10 protein-coding genes are annotated in these 13,329 nt (G+C 66.1%); 4 read left to right on the forward strand and 6 right to left on the reverse strand.

Annotation, left to right across the window (positions count from 1 at the left end; genetic code table 11):
• Positions 1-98 precede the first annotated feature (98 nt).
• Both ACUYV6_RS06580 and ACUYV6_RS06585 read left to right on the forward strand, forming a co-directional pair.
• Positions 99-1,427: a hemolysin family protein gene (locus tag ACUYV6_RS06580; RefSeq protein WP_449277855.1), complete on the forward strand. Its 1,329-nt coding sequence runs from the start codon at positions 99-101 to the stop codon at positions 1,425-1,427.
• Positions 1,424-2,470, forward strand: coding sequence for a hemolysin family protein (locus tag ACUYV6_RS06585; protein WP_449277856.1), 1,047 nt, complete (start codon positions 1,424-1,426; stop codon positions 2,468-2,470). Before ACUYV6_RS06580 ends, ACUYV6_RS06585 begins: the two co-directional genes overlap by 4 nt.
• Before the next feature lie 106 nt (positions 2,471-2,576).
• Here ACUYV6_RS06585 and ACUYV6_RS06590 read toward each other — a convergent pair whose 3' ends face one another.
• The 3 genes from ACUYV6_RS06590 to ACUYV6_RS06600 all read right to left on the reverse strand — a co-directional run bounded on the left by ACUYV6_RS06590 (position 2,577) and on the right by ACUYV6_RS06600 (position 5,994).
• A complete protein-coding gene (locus ACUYV6_RS06590) occupies positions 2,577-3,227 on the reverse strand; it encodes a hypothetical protein (RefSeq protein WP_449277857.1) in 651 nt (216 codons plus the stop codon).
• A 156-nt stretch (positions 3,228-3,383) separates the two neighbouring features.
• Positions 3,384-4,589, reverse strand: coding sequence for a homoserine O-acetyltransferase MetX (gene metX, locus ACUYV6_RS06595; RefSeq protein ID WP_449277858.1), 1,206 nt, complete (start codon positions 4,587-4,589; stop codon positions 3,384-3,386).
• Positions 4,590-4,671: 82 nt separating this feature from the next.
• A complete protein-coding gene (locus ACUYV6_RS06600; RefSeq protein WP_449277859.1) occupies positions 4,672-5,994 on the reverse strand; it encodes a bifunctional o-acetylhomoserine/o-acetylserine sulfhydrylase in 1,323 nt (440 codons plus the stop codon).
• Between the two features lie 127 nt (positions 5,995-6,121).
• Between ACUYV6_RS06600 and ACUYV6_RS06605 the strand changes: the two genes are divergently transcribed.
• Positions 6,122-6,817 (forward strand): uracil-DNA glycosylase, encoded by a 696-nt coding sequence (locus ACUYV6_RS06605; RefSeq protein WP_449277860.1) that lies wholly within the window; start codon positions 6,122-6,124, stop codon positions 6,815-6,817.
• A gap of 35 nt (positions 6,818-6,852) precedes the next feature.
• On the opposite strand, the gene ACUYV6_RS06610 is transcribed toward ACUYV6_RS06605, so the two are convergent.
• Positions 6,853-7,803 carry an agmatinase family protein gene (locus tag ACUYV6_RS06610; RefSeq protein ID WP_449277861.1) on the reverse strand — a complete coding sequence of 317 codons (951 nt, stop codon included), beginning with the start codon at positions 7,801-7,803 and terminating at the stop codon, positions 6,853-6,855.
• Between the two features lie 175 nt (positions 7,804-7,978).
• Here ACUYV6_RS06610 and ACUYV6_RS06615 point away from each other — a divergent pair, with 175 nt between their 5' ends.
• Complete coding sequence (locus ACUYV6_RS06615; protein WP_449277862.1) at positions 7,979-10,321, forward strand: DEAD/DEAH box helicase; 2,343 nt, start codon at positions 7,979-7,981, stop codon at positions 10,319-10,321.
• Between the two features lie 109 nt (positions 10,322-10,430).
• Here ACUYV6_RS06615 and ACUYV6_RS06620 read toward each other — a convergent pair whose 3' ends face one another.
• Together ACUYV6_RS06620 and ACUYV6_RS06625 are read right to left on the reverse strand one after the other, a co-directional pair.
• Complete coding sequence (locus ACUYV6_RS06620; RefSeq protein ID WP_449277863.1) at positions 10,431-11,789, reverse strand: NAD-dependent succinate-semialdehyde dehydrogenase; 1,359 nt, start codon at positions 11,787-11,789, stop codon at positions 10,431-10,433.
• A 260-nt stretch (positions 11,790-12,049) separates the two neighbouring features.
• Positions 12,050-13,258 (reverse strand): MFS transporter, encoded by a 1,209-nt coding sequence (locus ACUYV6_RS06625; RefSeq protein ID WP_449277864.1) that lies wholly within the window; start codon positions 13,256-13,258, stop codon positions 12,050-12,052.
• Positions 13,259-13,329: the final 71 nt, after the last annotated feature.

Below are 13,329 nucleotides of genomic sequence, written 5' to 3' on the forward strand. Positions count from 1 at the left end.
CAGGCGCGGCAATCGAGAGCGACACGAGATCCGAGAGCACTGCAATCGAGCACACTGCCGGAGTCGCGTCCGGTCGGCGTTGATGCGCGGGCCCGCGCATGAGCGACTGGCTCCTCTTCGTCATCGGGATGGTGCTCACTGTGGGCACCGGAGTCTTCGTCGCGGCCGAGTTCTCGCTCGTGGCACTCGACCGGCACGAGCTCGAACGCCGTCGAGAGCGAGGTGAGCGCGGACTCGACCGTGTGATCCGTGGCCTGACGCGCACCTCGACCCACTTGTCGAGCGCGCAGCTCGGTATCACGCTCACGACTCTGCTCGCGGGGTACACGCTCGAACCGGCCATCAGCGGGTTCCTTGACGCGCCGTTGGGGTGGCTCGGCGTGCCCGCGGAGCTGCGTCGCGCGATCAGCGCACCGGTCGCGGTCGCGGTGGCCACCGTGCTCTCGATGATCATCGGTGAACTCGTGCCGAAGAACTTCGCACTCTCGTTGCCGCTGCGCACCGCCCGCATCGTCATGCCGCTCCAGGCCGCGTTCACGGCGACCTTCAAGCCGGCGGTTGCGCTGCTCAACGGAAGCGCCAACGGCCTCCTGAGAGCGATGGGCATCGAGCCGAAGGAGGAGCTGTCGGGGGCGCGATCCGCCGAGGAACTCTCCTCGCTCGTGCGGCACTCCGCGAACGCGGGCATGCTCGAGGCAGACACCGCGACGCTGCTCGACCGCACCCTGCGGTTCTCCGAGCACACGGCGGGCGACGTCATGACGCCGCGTCTGCGCGTCGAGAGCGTGCAGAAACTCGAACCGGCCCAGGCCGTGTTGGAACTCGCGGGACGCACAGGTTTCTCCCGCTTCCCGGTGATCGACGAGGATCGCGACGATGTCGTCGGCGTCGTGCATGTCAAGCAGGCGGTAGCGGTACCCCGTGCCAAACGCGCTGACGTACCTGTCGCAGCACTCTCGGAAGAAGTGGTCAGGGTGCCCGACACCATGCGCCTCGACTTGCTGCTCGAGGAGCTCCGCACCACCGGGTTCCAGCTGGCCATCGTGGTGGATGAATACGGTGGCACGGCCGGTATCGTCACCCTCGAGGACCTGGTCGAGGAACTCGTCGGTGAGGTCGCTGACGAGCACGATCGTGCCAGCGCCGGAGTCGTCGGCACCGCCGAAGAGATGACCTTGCCCGCCGATCTCCGCCCCGATGAGGTGCGCGACCAGGCCGGCATCGAAGTGCCCGACAGCGACGACTACGACACCGTTGCGGGCTTCATCCTGCGCGAGCTCGGCCGCATCCCCGAGGTCGGCGACGAAGTAGGCCTGCCGGAAGGCGGCACCTTGCGTGTCGAACGGATGGATGGCCGACGCATCGCCCGTGTGCGATACACCGGTGCGCCGTTGCCCGCGGGTGCGACGAACGAGGAGGAGTCATGAGCGACTGGGCTGGAATCGTGTGGCTCGTCGTGCTGCTCGTGGCGAACGCCTTCTTCGTCGGTGCGGAGTTCGCCGTGATCTCGGCACGTCGCTCGCAGATCGAGCCTCGCGCCGAGGCGGGCTCCAAGCGTGCCCGAACCGCGCTCTACGCCATGGAGCATGTGACACTCATGCTGGCGACCTGTCAGCTCGGTATCACCGTCTGCTCGCTCGTGATCCTGAACGTGTCGGAGCCTGCCATCCACCACCTGCTTGAGGGGCCGCTTGCCTGGACCGGCTTGCCCGTCGAAGCGGTGAGCATCACGGCGTTTGTGCTGACCCTCATCGGCGTCTCGTACCTGCACGTGGTCTTCGGCGAGATGGTGCCGAAGAACGCGGCGTTCTCGATGCCGGATCAGGCGGTTCTGCTGCTGGCACCCCCGCTGGTCGCGATCTCGAAGCTGCTCCGTCACGTCATCGGAGCGCTGAACGCCATCGCGAACGGCGTATTGCGCTTGTGCCGGGTCGAGCCGAAGTCGGAGTCGGCCAGTACCTTCACGCTCGAGGAAGTCGCGAACATCGTGACGCACTCGACGCGTGAGGGCGTTCTCGAAGACCGTAGCGGTGCACTGACTGCGGCCTTCGAGTTCACTGCGAAGCGCGCGTCCGACCTGCTCGTGGCCTCTGACCGACTCGTGACGCTCGACCCGGGTGCGAGTCCGGTCGATGTCGAGGCGGCCGTCGCTCGGCACGGGTTCTCGCGCTACCCGATGCGCAGCAAGCGCGGTGATCTTGCCGGTTACGTCCACATCAAGGACCTCCTGCGTCTCGGCGAAGACCGGATCGGTGAACCGATCCCGCCGAAGCGCATCCGCGAAATGATCTCCGTGCATGCGAATGCGGAGATCGAAGACGTGCTCGCGAACATGCAGGCACGTGGAATCCACCTGGCGCGCGTGGTCGACAGTGAAGGGGGAGAGCTCGGCGTGGTCTTCCTCGAGGACATCATCGAGGAACTCGTCGGAGAGGTGCACGACGCCACGCGACGCCGTCGCTTCGAATAGGACCTGTCGCTTCGAGTAGGGCCCGTCGCTTCGAGTGGGGCCGGCTTCGAGCGGAGACCGTGCAGACAGGGCGCCGAGCGCCTCGACCCGGTGGATACTCCGGTGGTTACTCTTCAGCGCTCTCGTCGGGGTCTGCGGGCCCATCCTCGCCAGAGGGGGGACTATCGGCTGCGAGGCGAACCGTTGCGCGCACGGAATCGATGGCGCCGTCGCTGAACAGGGGAGCGGCGGAGAGGCTCGCCGGAACCGGAATCTCGAGGTCGAGAGTTGCCGTTCCGTCGCCTTCGAATGACGGGATCACTTCGACCGTGGTGCGGTGATGCTCGATTCCGCCGATCCGCAATGTGCCGACGGCGTCCACAGGTTCGGCGGATTCATTGTCGCGCCGCAGCACGAGAGGTTCCGTGAGCGAGAACGAAACGCTCTTGCCGTGCAAGCCGGAGGCGATGGTCATGTCGGCCTCGGTGATCTCGCCATCGCTGAGCGTGAGCGAACCCTCGGGTCGGATCGCACCCGAAGCACCGAGCACACCGAGATCGGGGGAGGCAACGTCGACAGACACGATGCGATAGTGCTGCTCCGCGGGTTCCGCGAACACATCGTCATCGGTTGCAGCCCGCAGCTCCCCAATGCTGCCCGGAGCATCGACCGTGCGGTCGCCGGTGCATGCTGCAAAGGCGACGACGGCAGCCACTGCTGTGATGGCAGCGCATGCCGCGCGAAGGGTGCGCGACCGACCGAGCATTCGGGGGGACATGCGCACGCCTGCTCCTCTCATGGTCCGGCGAACCGCAGCGCGGTTCCGCTGCGGAAAACACCGGAACGGGCCGTCGTTCGACGGCCGTTCCCCACCGACCCTACGTCTCAGAACATGGGAGTCGGATGAGAGCCGACACAGTCTCGCAGCGCGCGCTCAGATCTCGAGCAGGCGGGCAAGTTGCGCGCTGACCCGCTCGTACTCGATGAGGAAGGAGTCGTGCCCGAACGGAGAGTCGAGGCGTGTGGCGGAACGGCCGTCGAGCGCGTTCGGCAGATGCATGGCAATCTCGTCCTGCCCCTCGACGGTGAAGAGACGGTCACTCGGGATGCCGAGCACCAACGTCGGTGTCTCAATGGTCGAGAGTGCCGCACGCACGCCACCGCGTCCGCGCCCCACATCGTGCGAGTTCATCGACTGCACGAGTGTCACATAGCTGTTCGCGTCGAAACGGCGGGTGAACTTGTTGCCGTGAAAGTCGAGGTACGACTCGACCGCGAAGCGCCCGCCCTTGCCGAGCGGACTCACGGCCGACTGCCACGCCCGGCCGAATCGGTCGTCGAGTTCTGTGTTGCTGCGGTAGTTGAGCAGTGCGAGACGCCGCGCCGTGGCCAGACCGTGATGCGGGCCGATGCCATCCGGAGCATCGTAGTAATTGCCCTCGCGGTAGAACGGGTCGGATCGGATCGCCTCCAGCTGTACGAGGTTGAGCCCGATCTGGTCCGCAGTGGTTACCGGCGGTGCGGCGATCACCGCGAGCCTGTCGAGCCGATCCTGATACGCGCACGCCCACTCGAGCGCGTGCATGCCCCCCATTGAGCCCCCGATGACCGCGCGGAAGCTCTCGACGCCGAGCTCATCGGCGAATCTCGCGGTCGCGTGCACCTGATCGCGGATCGTCAGGTAGGGAAAGCGTCCGCCCCACTCATGGTTGTCAGGGGCGAGGGATCCGGGACCGGTCGTGCCCTGGCACCCGCCGAGCACATTGGGAGCGATGATGCAGAACCGGTCTGTGTCGAGCGCGCGCCCAGGGCCCACAACCTCGGCCCACCAGCCGTCGTTCGGGTGACCGGCACCCGCCGGGCCCACCAGGTGGCTATCGCCCGTGAGCGCATGGAAGACGAGGATCGCGTTGTCGCGCTTCTCGTTCAACTCGCCGAACATCTCGTACGCGAAACGGACCGACGGGATCTCCTCCCCGGCCTCGGTCTGCACTGCGCCGATCGACAGGAAGCGGCGGTCGCCCACAGGATCGCCATCGCGCCACCCGCCAGAAACCGGGGGGCGCCCGTACAAAGCACGCAGCTGAGCGTCGGTGATGAAATCCGTCGGGAACGAATCCTCGGGAGTCTGCCAGTCCATAGTTCTCCATTGTGCCCGGAATGCGGAAGCCCCGCCGCCGTGTTACACGGGGCGGGGCCACCACAGATTTCCGCAGCGAACGCTACGCGTCCGCCTGTGCGCGAACCCCGCGAGCAGCAGCGAAGCCCTGCTCGAGGTCGGCCTTGATGTCGTCGAGGCTCTCGAGCCCGACAGACAGGCGCACGAGCCCGGGGGTCACGCCGCCCGTCAGCTGCTGCTCCGGGGTGAGCTGCGAATGCGTCGTCGACGCAGGGTGGATGACCAGCGAGCGCACGTCGCCGATGTTCGCCACGTGGCTGAACAGCTCGAGGGCATCCACAAAAGCCTTGCCCGCATCGACGCCGCCCTTGAGCTCGAACGACAGCACCGCGCCGACGCCCTTCGGCGCGTAGGTGTTGGCCGACGCGTAGCCCGGATCCGTGGGCAGCCCCGAGTAGTAGACGGTGGCGACATCTTCGTGCGAATCGAGCCACTCGGCGATGTGCTGGGCGTTCTGCACGTGGCGCTCCATGCGGAGCGACAGGGTCTCGATGCCCTGCAGCAGTTGCCAGGCGCTGATCGGAGCGATCGCGGAGCCGAGGTCGCGCAGCAGCTGCACGCGCGCCTTGATGACGTAGGCGATGCCATCACCGACGGCGCCGGTGTAGCTGACCCCGTTGTACGAGGGATCCGGCTCGGTCAGCCCCGGGAACTTGTCGGCGTGCTCCGACCAGGGGAACGTGCCGCCATCGACGATCACGCCGCCGAGGGTGGTGCCGTGACCACCGAGGAATTTGGTGGCGGAGTGCAGTACGACGTCGGCGCCGTGCTCGAAGGGACGGATCAGGAACGGGCTCGCGACCGTGTTATCGACGATCAGCGGCAGGCCGTTCTCATGTGCGACATCGGCGATCGCGCGGATGTCGAGGACCTTCGTGCGCGGGTTCGCGATCGACTCGGCGAAGAAGAGCTTCGTGTTCGGGCGCACTGCGCGCTGCCACTCCGCCGGATCGTCCTGATCCTCGATGAAGGTGACCTCGATGCCGAGCTTCGCGAGCGAGTACTTGAAGAGGTTGTAGGTGCCGCCGTAGATCGATGCGGACGACACGATGTGATCGCCGGCATTCGCGATGTTCAGCACGGCGAACGTCGAGGCTGCTTGGCCGCTCGCGAGCAGCAGAGCGGCGGTGCCGCCCTCGAGCGCCGCGACGCGCTCCTCGGCGACAGCCTGCGTCGGGTTCGTGATGCGCGTGTAGATCGGACCGAATTCCGCGAGTGCGAAGCGGTTCGCGGCCTGTTCGGTGCTGTCGAAGACGAAGGCGGTCGTCTGGTGGATCGGCAGCGCGCGCGAACCCGTCGACGGGTCGGCCTGCTGGCCGCTATGGATCTGCTTGGTCTCGAAACCCCAGGCGGACTGGTCGGACATTGAGTGCTCCTCGATGAGTCGGAAGGTGTTGGGCGCTGCACCTGCGGCCGCGGCTCCGCAGCCGAGACTACGTAACGCGGACCGGTCTGCGCAATGTTGAGAAGACACGATCGGTAATCTGTCGGATATGGCTATGTCACTCCCCGAGCTCGCGGACCACGGTTACATCTCTGCGGACTGGGCTGAAGCGCTCGCTCCCATGGGGGAGCGTCTCGTCGAGATGGGACGATTCCTCACTGAAGAGCGGAACGCTGGACAGATAGTGCTGCCGGCCGGCAGTCGGATCCTCACTGCGTTCGCCCGGCCGCTCGCCGACGTGCGCGTGCTCATCGTCGGGCAGGATCCCTACCCGACGCCGGGACACCCCATCGGGCTCTCCTTCGCCACGGCGCCGGATGTGCGGCCGCTCCCGCGCAGCCTGCAGAACATCTATCGGGAACTGAACGACGACCTCGGCATCCCGCCGGCCGAGCACGGAGATCTCAGCGCATGGGCCGACGCAGGAGTGATGCTGCTCAACCGAGTGCTGACGGTGCGTGCCGGCGCCCCCGCCTCCCACCGGGGCAAGGGGTGGGAGGCGTTCACGGAGCACGCGATTCGGGCCCTCGTCGCGAGGGATGAGCCATTGGTTGCGATCCTCTGGGGCAATGCCGCCCGCTCGTTGAAGCCCATGCTCGGAAGCACGCCGGTCATCGAGAGCGCGCATCCTTCACCGCTCTCGGCCTCGCGAGGGTTCTTCGGGTCGCGGCCATTCAGTCGGACGAACGAGGCGCTTCAGGCTCAGGGTGCGGATGCAATCGATTGGCGAGTCGCCGGCGACTGAGGCCCCGGATCTCGGCAGGCGTCATGGCAGCGTGATCAGCTTCTGTCCGAGTCGCGCTCTGCGAGCCCCGCCGCGGCCTCGAGTACGAGCAGCGCTGCGAGCTGCACGGTGCGCCCATCAGCCGCATCGGCACTCGAATCGACCTCCGCGATATCGAAGCCGGCAACGCGTGGATCAGTCGCCAGGAGGCGGGTGATGCGCCGTAACTCGTGTGCGGAGAGGCCTCCGGGGATCGAGGCCGGGCACCCTGGCGCGACCGCGCGGTCGCAGACGTCGACGTCGAGATCGACGTGCACCGGCCCGCCGGCGGAGCCCGCGATATCGAGAGCTTCGCTGGCGATCTCGGTCAGGGGCCGATCGTGCAGTTCGTCGCGGTGAATCACCGTGATGCCCCACTCCCTCGCGCGTGCCCGGTAGGCCTGCGAATTCGCGAAGTCGGCGATGCCGATCTGCACAATACGCTTCGGGTTCAGGCCGGCTTCGACGAGGCGGCGCACGGGCGAGCCGTTCGAGCGTCCGTCGCGCAGATCGTGATGGGCGTCGAGGGTGACGAGGCCAGCACTCTCAAGCGAACCCTGCGCCACGCCGAGGGTTGCGGGAACAGTCAGTGCGTTGTCGCCACCGAGCGCAATCACGAGGCGTGCGCCCGCCGCGAGCTCGGCGATCCGGGTTGCGGCGGTTCGCTCGCCCTCCTCGGTGTCGGGATCCGAGACATCGCCCGCGTCGACGATGGTGAGCGTCTCGTCGAGCACCCTCTCGAGTTCGACGCCGCGGGCGCCGGGTGTTCCTGCGGACACGACATGGCTCGAGTAGAGCCGCAGAGCCTTCCGGATCGCGGCCGGGGTCTCATGCGCGTTCGTGGGGGAGAGGGAAGTGCGGCTGGTGGGCACGCCGATAAGCGCGATATCAACCTGCGCATTGTCAGAATGGGTCGGCCAGCCACCGGTGCGAGGCCAGGAAGGATCGTGGAACGGTTGCGTGCTCATGGTGCGCTCCTTGGGCGTTGCTCTGCTGTTTCTCTCGAGTCTGGGTGAAATCTGCGGTGAGCGGAACCCGTCGGAATTTCTGCTGTTTGGAGGGCCGGATGCAAACGCGCGTGATCGATTGCGAGCGGTCAGCTGTCTTGCGCGTGTTGCGCGAGAATCGGTGTATCCTAGTAGGATGCCCAATTCTGAAACACCCGCGCCGGAGGAGACGGTCCAGTCGACCGACCTCGGCGATCCTGAGTCCGAGCTCGACACCCCGGAGCTCGACAGCCCAGAACGCAACACTCCTAATACTCAGTCTGACGACGCTGAATCTGACAGCGCTTCGTCGGAGGCCGCTGGTTCCGAGACCGCAGAGTCCGAAGCCGCCGCGCCGGAAGCCACAGCGTCAAAAACCACCGCGTCCGAAAGCTCGGAACCCGCCACCATCACCTTCGATGACCTCGGCCTCGATGCCGCCGTGCTGCGCGCGATCAAGGGCGTCGGCTACGAGAAGCCCTCCGCGATCCAAGCCGCGACCATTCCTGTGCTTCTGGAAGGTCGCGACGTCGTCGGTCTCGCGCAGACCGGCACCGGCAAGACCGCGGCCTTCGCGCTGCCGATTCTCTCCCGCCTCCAGCCCGGCGGACGCACTCCCAAAGCGCTCGTGCTCGCCCCGACCCGTGAGCTTGCACTGCAGGTCTGCGAAGCGTTCGAGAGCTACGCCTCGGAGCTCCCCGAGGTGCACCTGCTTCCGATCTATGGCGGTCAGGGGTATGGGCCGCAGCTCTCGGCTCTGCGCCGTGGCGTCGATATTGTCGTGGGCACTCCGGGCCGCATCATGGACCACCTCAACAAGGGCAGCCTCGATCTCACCGAGATCGAGTACCTCGTGCTCGATGAGGCCGATGAGATGCTGAAGATGGGCTTCGCTGAAGACGTCGAGACGATCCTCGCCGATACCCCGGCCACGAAGCAGGTCGCGCTCTTCTCGGCGACGATGCCCGCACAGATCCGACGCATCTCGCAGCAGTACCTCAATGATCCCCAAGAGATCAAGATCGCGGGCAAGACGCAGACGAGCTCGAGCATCACGCAGCGTTACAACGTTGTGTCGTACACGCAGAAGCTCGACGCACTGACTCGCATCCTCGAGGTGGAAGAGTTCGACGGCATGATCGTGTTCACGCGTACGCGCGGCGACTCCGAGCAAGTTGCCGAGAAGCTGCGGGCACGTGGTCATTCGGCAGCCGCGATCAACGGCGACGTTCCGCAGAACGTGCGAGAGAAGACGGTTCAGTCTCTGAAGGACGGGAAGCTGGACATCCTCGTGGCGACCGACGTTGCCGCGCGCGGGCTCGACGTCGAGCGCATCAGCCACGTCATCAACTACGACCTCCCGATCGACACCGAGTCGTACGTGCATCGCATCGGCCGCACCGGTCGTGCCGGACGCTCGGGCGATGCGATCAGCTTCGTCACTCCGAGGGAGCGCCGCCTCCTCGGCGCCATCGAGAAGGCCACCAAGCAGCCCCTTACTCAGATGCCGCTGCCGCGCGTCGACGAGGTCAATGCGACACGTCTCTCGCGCTTCGACGACGCCATCACCGCAGCACTCGATGACACCAAGCGTATCGAAGCCTTCCGAGACATCATCGACCACTACGTGCGACACCACGATGTGCCTGAGGGAGACGTCGCCGCAGCGCTTGCGGTCGTGGCGCAGGGAGATACGCCGCTTCTGCTGACCGAGGCCGACGACCGCAAATTCGAACGCGACCGGGCGCAGGCCGCGCGCTTCCTCGAAGAGCGTGATCGCGGCGAACGCGGCGATCACGGGCGCAAGGGGGATCGGCCGGGTCGCGGAGACCGTGCTGAACGCGGAGAGCGGCGCGAACGCTCCGATCTCCAGACCTACCGCATCGAGGTCGGACGCCGTCAGCGGATCAACCCGGGGCACATCATCGGAGCGATCGCGAACGAGGGCAACCTCACGCGAGACGACTTCGGCCGCATCACCCTGCGCGACGACTTCTCGCTCGTCGAGCTTCCTGCCGATCTGTCGGACGACACCCGCCAGGCGCTGTCGCAGACTCGTATCAGCGGAAAGCTGATCGAGCTGCGACCGGATTCCGGGCCGCAGCGCGGGGGATACTCGCGCGATGAGCGCGGCTCGCGTGGCGACCGTGGAGGGTACGACCGCGGTGGGCGTGACGATCGCGGCTCACGCGGCGACCGCGGTGATCGTGGTGGCTACGGTCGTGAGGATCGCGGCGGGTACTCCCGCGATGATCGAGGAGCCCGTGGCGGCCGTGACAGCCGAGATCGGAATGATCGCGGTGGATACGATCGTGGCGGCTACGACGGACGCCGAGGCGACCGTGATCAGCACGGCGGGCGCGGATACGATCGCGATGACCGCGGCGGCTACCGCGGATCCCGCAACGACCGGGACGATCGTGGCGGCCGCGGCTACGACCGTGGTGGGCGTGACGACCGTGGTCACGGCGGCAAGGGCGGCCGTAAGCCCCGCTGGTAGTTTCTGCACAGCCAGCAATGCGGCTCAATCTGTTGCTATTCGCGCCGAATAGCAACAGATTGAGCCGCATTGCTTCTCGAGAGGCGCCCTACCGGTCGGGCGCACCCGCTTACTTCTCCGCGAAGCGGAAGAGCTTCTTGTTCGCGAACTCTTCCATGCCGCCCTTGCCGAGCTCGCGCCCGTAACCGGACCGCTTCACTCCGCCGAACGGCACATCGGCGCCCTCGAGGCCGGCGCCACCGATGAAGACCATGCCGACATCGAGGCGATCACCGACGCGCTCAGCGCGCTCGAGGTCGTCGCAGATCACGATCGATCCGAGCCCGTAGGGCGAGGAGTTGGCCAGCTCGATGGCCTCCTCATCGCTCGAGACGCGGTACAACTGCGCGACTGGACCGAACAGCTCCTGGCTGTAGACGTCCATCTCTGAGGTGATGCCGGTGAGCACGCCGGGCGTGAAGACGTTGCCCTCGGGGGTGGCGTCGCCGACGACGAGTGCGGCGCCGGCATCGACTGCGGACTGCACCTGCGCGGTGAGCCCCTTCGTCGCGCTGGCCGAGGAGAGCGGGCCGAAGTCGCCCTGCTCATACGACTGGCCCTGGATCGCGGCCTTGAACTTCTCCGCGAACTCGTCGAAGTACTTGTCGAGGACGATGATGCGCTTCGACGCGTTGCAGGCCTGCCCCGAATTCTCCATGCGTCCGGCGACGGCGTGCTCGACCGCGTGGTCGAGATCGTCGGTGTCGAGCACGAGGAAGGGGTCGGATCCGCCGAGTTCGAGCACGCATTTCTTGAGGTGGCGACCGGCCTGCTCGGCGACAATCGCGCCGGCACGTTCGGAGCCGGTGAGGGATACACCTTTGATTCGATCGTCGGCGATGATGTCGGAGATCTGGTCGTGGGTGGCGAACAGGTTGACGTAGGCGCCTTCGGGGAAGCCCGCGTCGCGATAGATCTGCTCGATCGCGAGGGCGGACTCGGGGCAGATCTCGGCGTGCTTGAGCACGACAGTGTTGCCGAGCACGAGGTTGGGGGACGCGAATCGGGCGACCTGATAGTAGGGGTAGTTCCAGGGCATGATGCCGAGGATCACTCCGATGCCCTGCTTGCGGATGAAAGTACGCAGCCCGTCTTCGACGTCGAGGATCTCGTCAGCGAGCCAGGTCTCGGCGTTCTTCCCGAAGACCTGTGTGATCTGCCCGGAGAACTCGGCCTCTCCGATGGACTGGTCGAGAGGCTTTCCCATCTCGCGGTTGATGATCGCGCCGAGTTCGTCCTTGCGCTCGATGAAGAGCTCGCCGGCCCTTTGCGCGAGTGCGGCGCGCTCTGCGAGTGTCGTATTGCGGGCCCAATCGGAGTAGGCGGCCTGAGCCGAGGCGAGGGCCTGCTCGACATCCGCGGCGGTCGCGGTCGGGTACTCCTTGACGATCTCTCCGGTGGCTGGGTTGGTGACGGCGTAGTTACCCATGAGGCATGACTCCTTAGATCCGATGTCGTCGTTGGTCGGTGCTGCCAGTCTGGCATACGGGCGATTGATACTCCAGCGCGTCCGCATGCGAAAATCGTGGTTCTGATCGAGGGTTCAGTTCGTTTTCAAGTCCATAGTAAATGAGTGCCTTCGGAATCAGTTGAATTTTGGGAATCTGATTCAGTGCCCGTTCACTCGGGGCCCATTCGCCTGACGCCAGAGGGTCCGGCGAGTATTGACCCGGTGTCGGTTGACCGGTGTCAGTTGAGGGGGAGAGCATTCGGCTCCGTGTCGGGAGGAGGTGCGATGTCTCGGCCCTTGAGGTCGGGCATCAGCGGGATCGAGGCCGCCACATAGATCGCCGTCACTGCGAGGAATGCGGTTGAGGCGAGCACTGCGCCGTGCGCACCCAACTGGTCGATGGTGATTCCGGCGACCGCGGATCCGACTGCGACTCCGACGAGCTGCCCAGTACCGATCCACCCGTATGCCTCCGCGGTCTCGGAGAACTTCACGGTCGCACTGACGAGCGTGGAAACGCCGGCGAACACCGGTGCCGTGCCCAAGCCGGCGATGAACAGCACGGTCGACAGCCACCAGGGATTCAGCGAAACGAGGCAGAGCGCAGTGCCGAGGAGCACGACCAGCACGCGCAGCAGCATCGACCACGGGCGCATCTGTCGGGTCCCGATCAAGAGCCCTCCGATGAGGGATCCGCCGGCAAACACCGCGAGCACCAGTCCCGAGACGAGACTGCCTTCGCCGAATGCGGCCACGATGCCGGCCTCGATCGCGGCGAAGGACGCGACAAAGAGGAAGCTGGCGACGGTGCCGGTAACGACGGTCGGGCGTTTCAGAACCGCGCCGAAGCCGCGTCGTGGTCTCGGAACTCGGATCCGTCCGATCGCCGGGGTGAGCACGAACCAGATGCCTCCGCCCAGCATGAAGACTGCTGCGACGATGAGTGCCGCTGTCGTGCTCGCCTGGGCCGAAACGAATACTGCGATGACCGGGCCGAGCACCCAGATGATCTCCTGCGCTGCGGCATCGAGCGAGAACAGGGCCGAGAGCTGGTTACCCGGAACGAGCCTGGGGTAAGCCGTACGCACGGCAGGCGAGATGGGCGGCGTCGTGATTCCGATGCAGGCGGCGATCACTCCGACCACGAGCAGAGGGAGGTGCACCACCGCGATCAGCACCAGCAGTCCCGAGCAGATGATCGACGTCGCGGTGAGGACGGGGCGCATGCCGAGGTGCCCCATCAAGCGTCCGGCGAGCGGGCCCGAGACCGCCTGGCCGATGCTCTGCGCGGCAAGCACGATTCCTGCGGACGTGTAGTCGCCGTACGCCGCGGACATGTGCAGCAACATGATGATCGACAGCATGCCGAAGGGCAGCCGGGCGAGTACCTGACCGGCGACAACGCGAAGGACCCCTTCGTGGCGTCCGAGATCGCGGTAGATGCCCATCACCGGAGTATACGGCCGGAGCGCCGGTGGATCGGATCACGATGCAGCTCGGTTGATACGCGGTGGGTAGA

Source organism: Leucobacter sp. GX24907 (assembly GCF_053567335.1).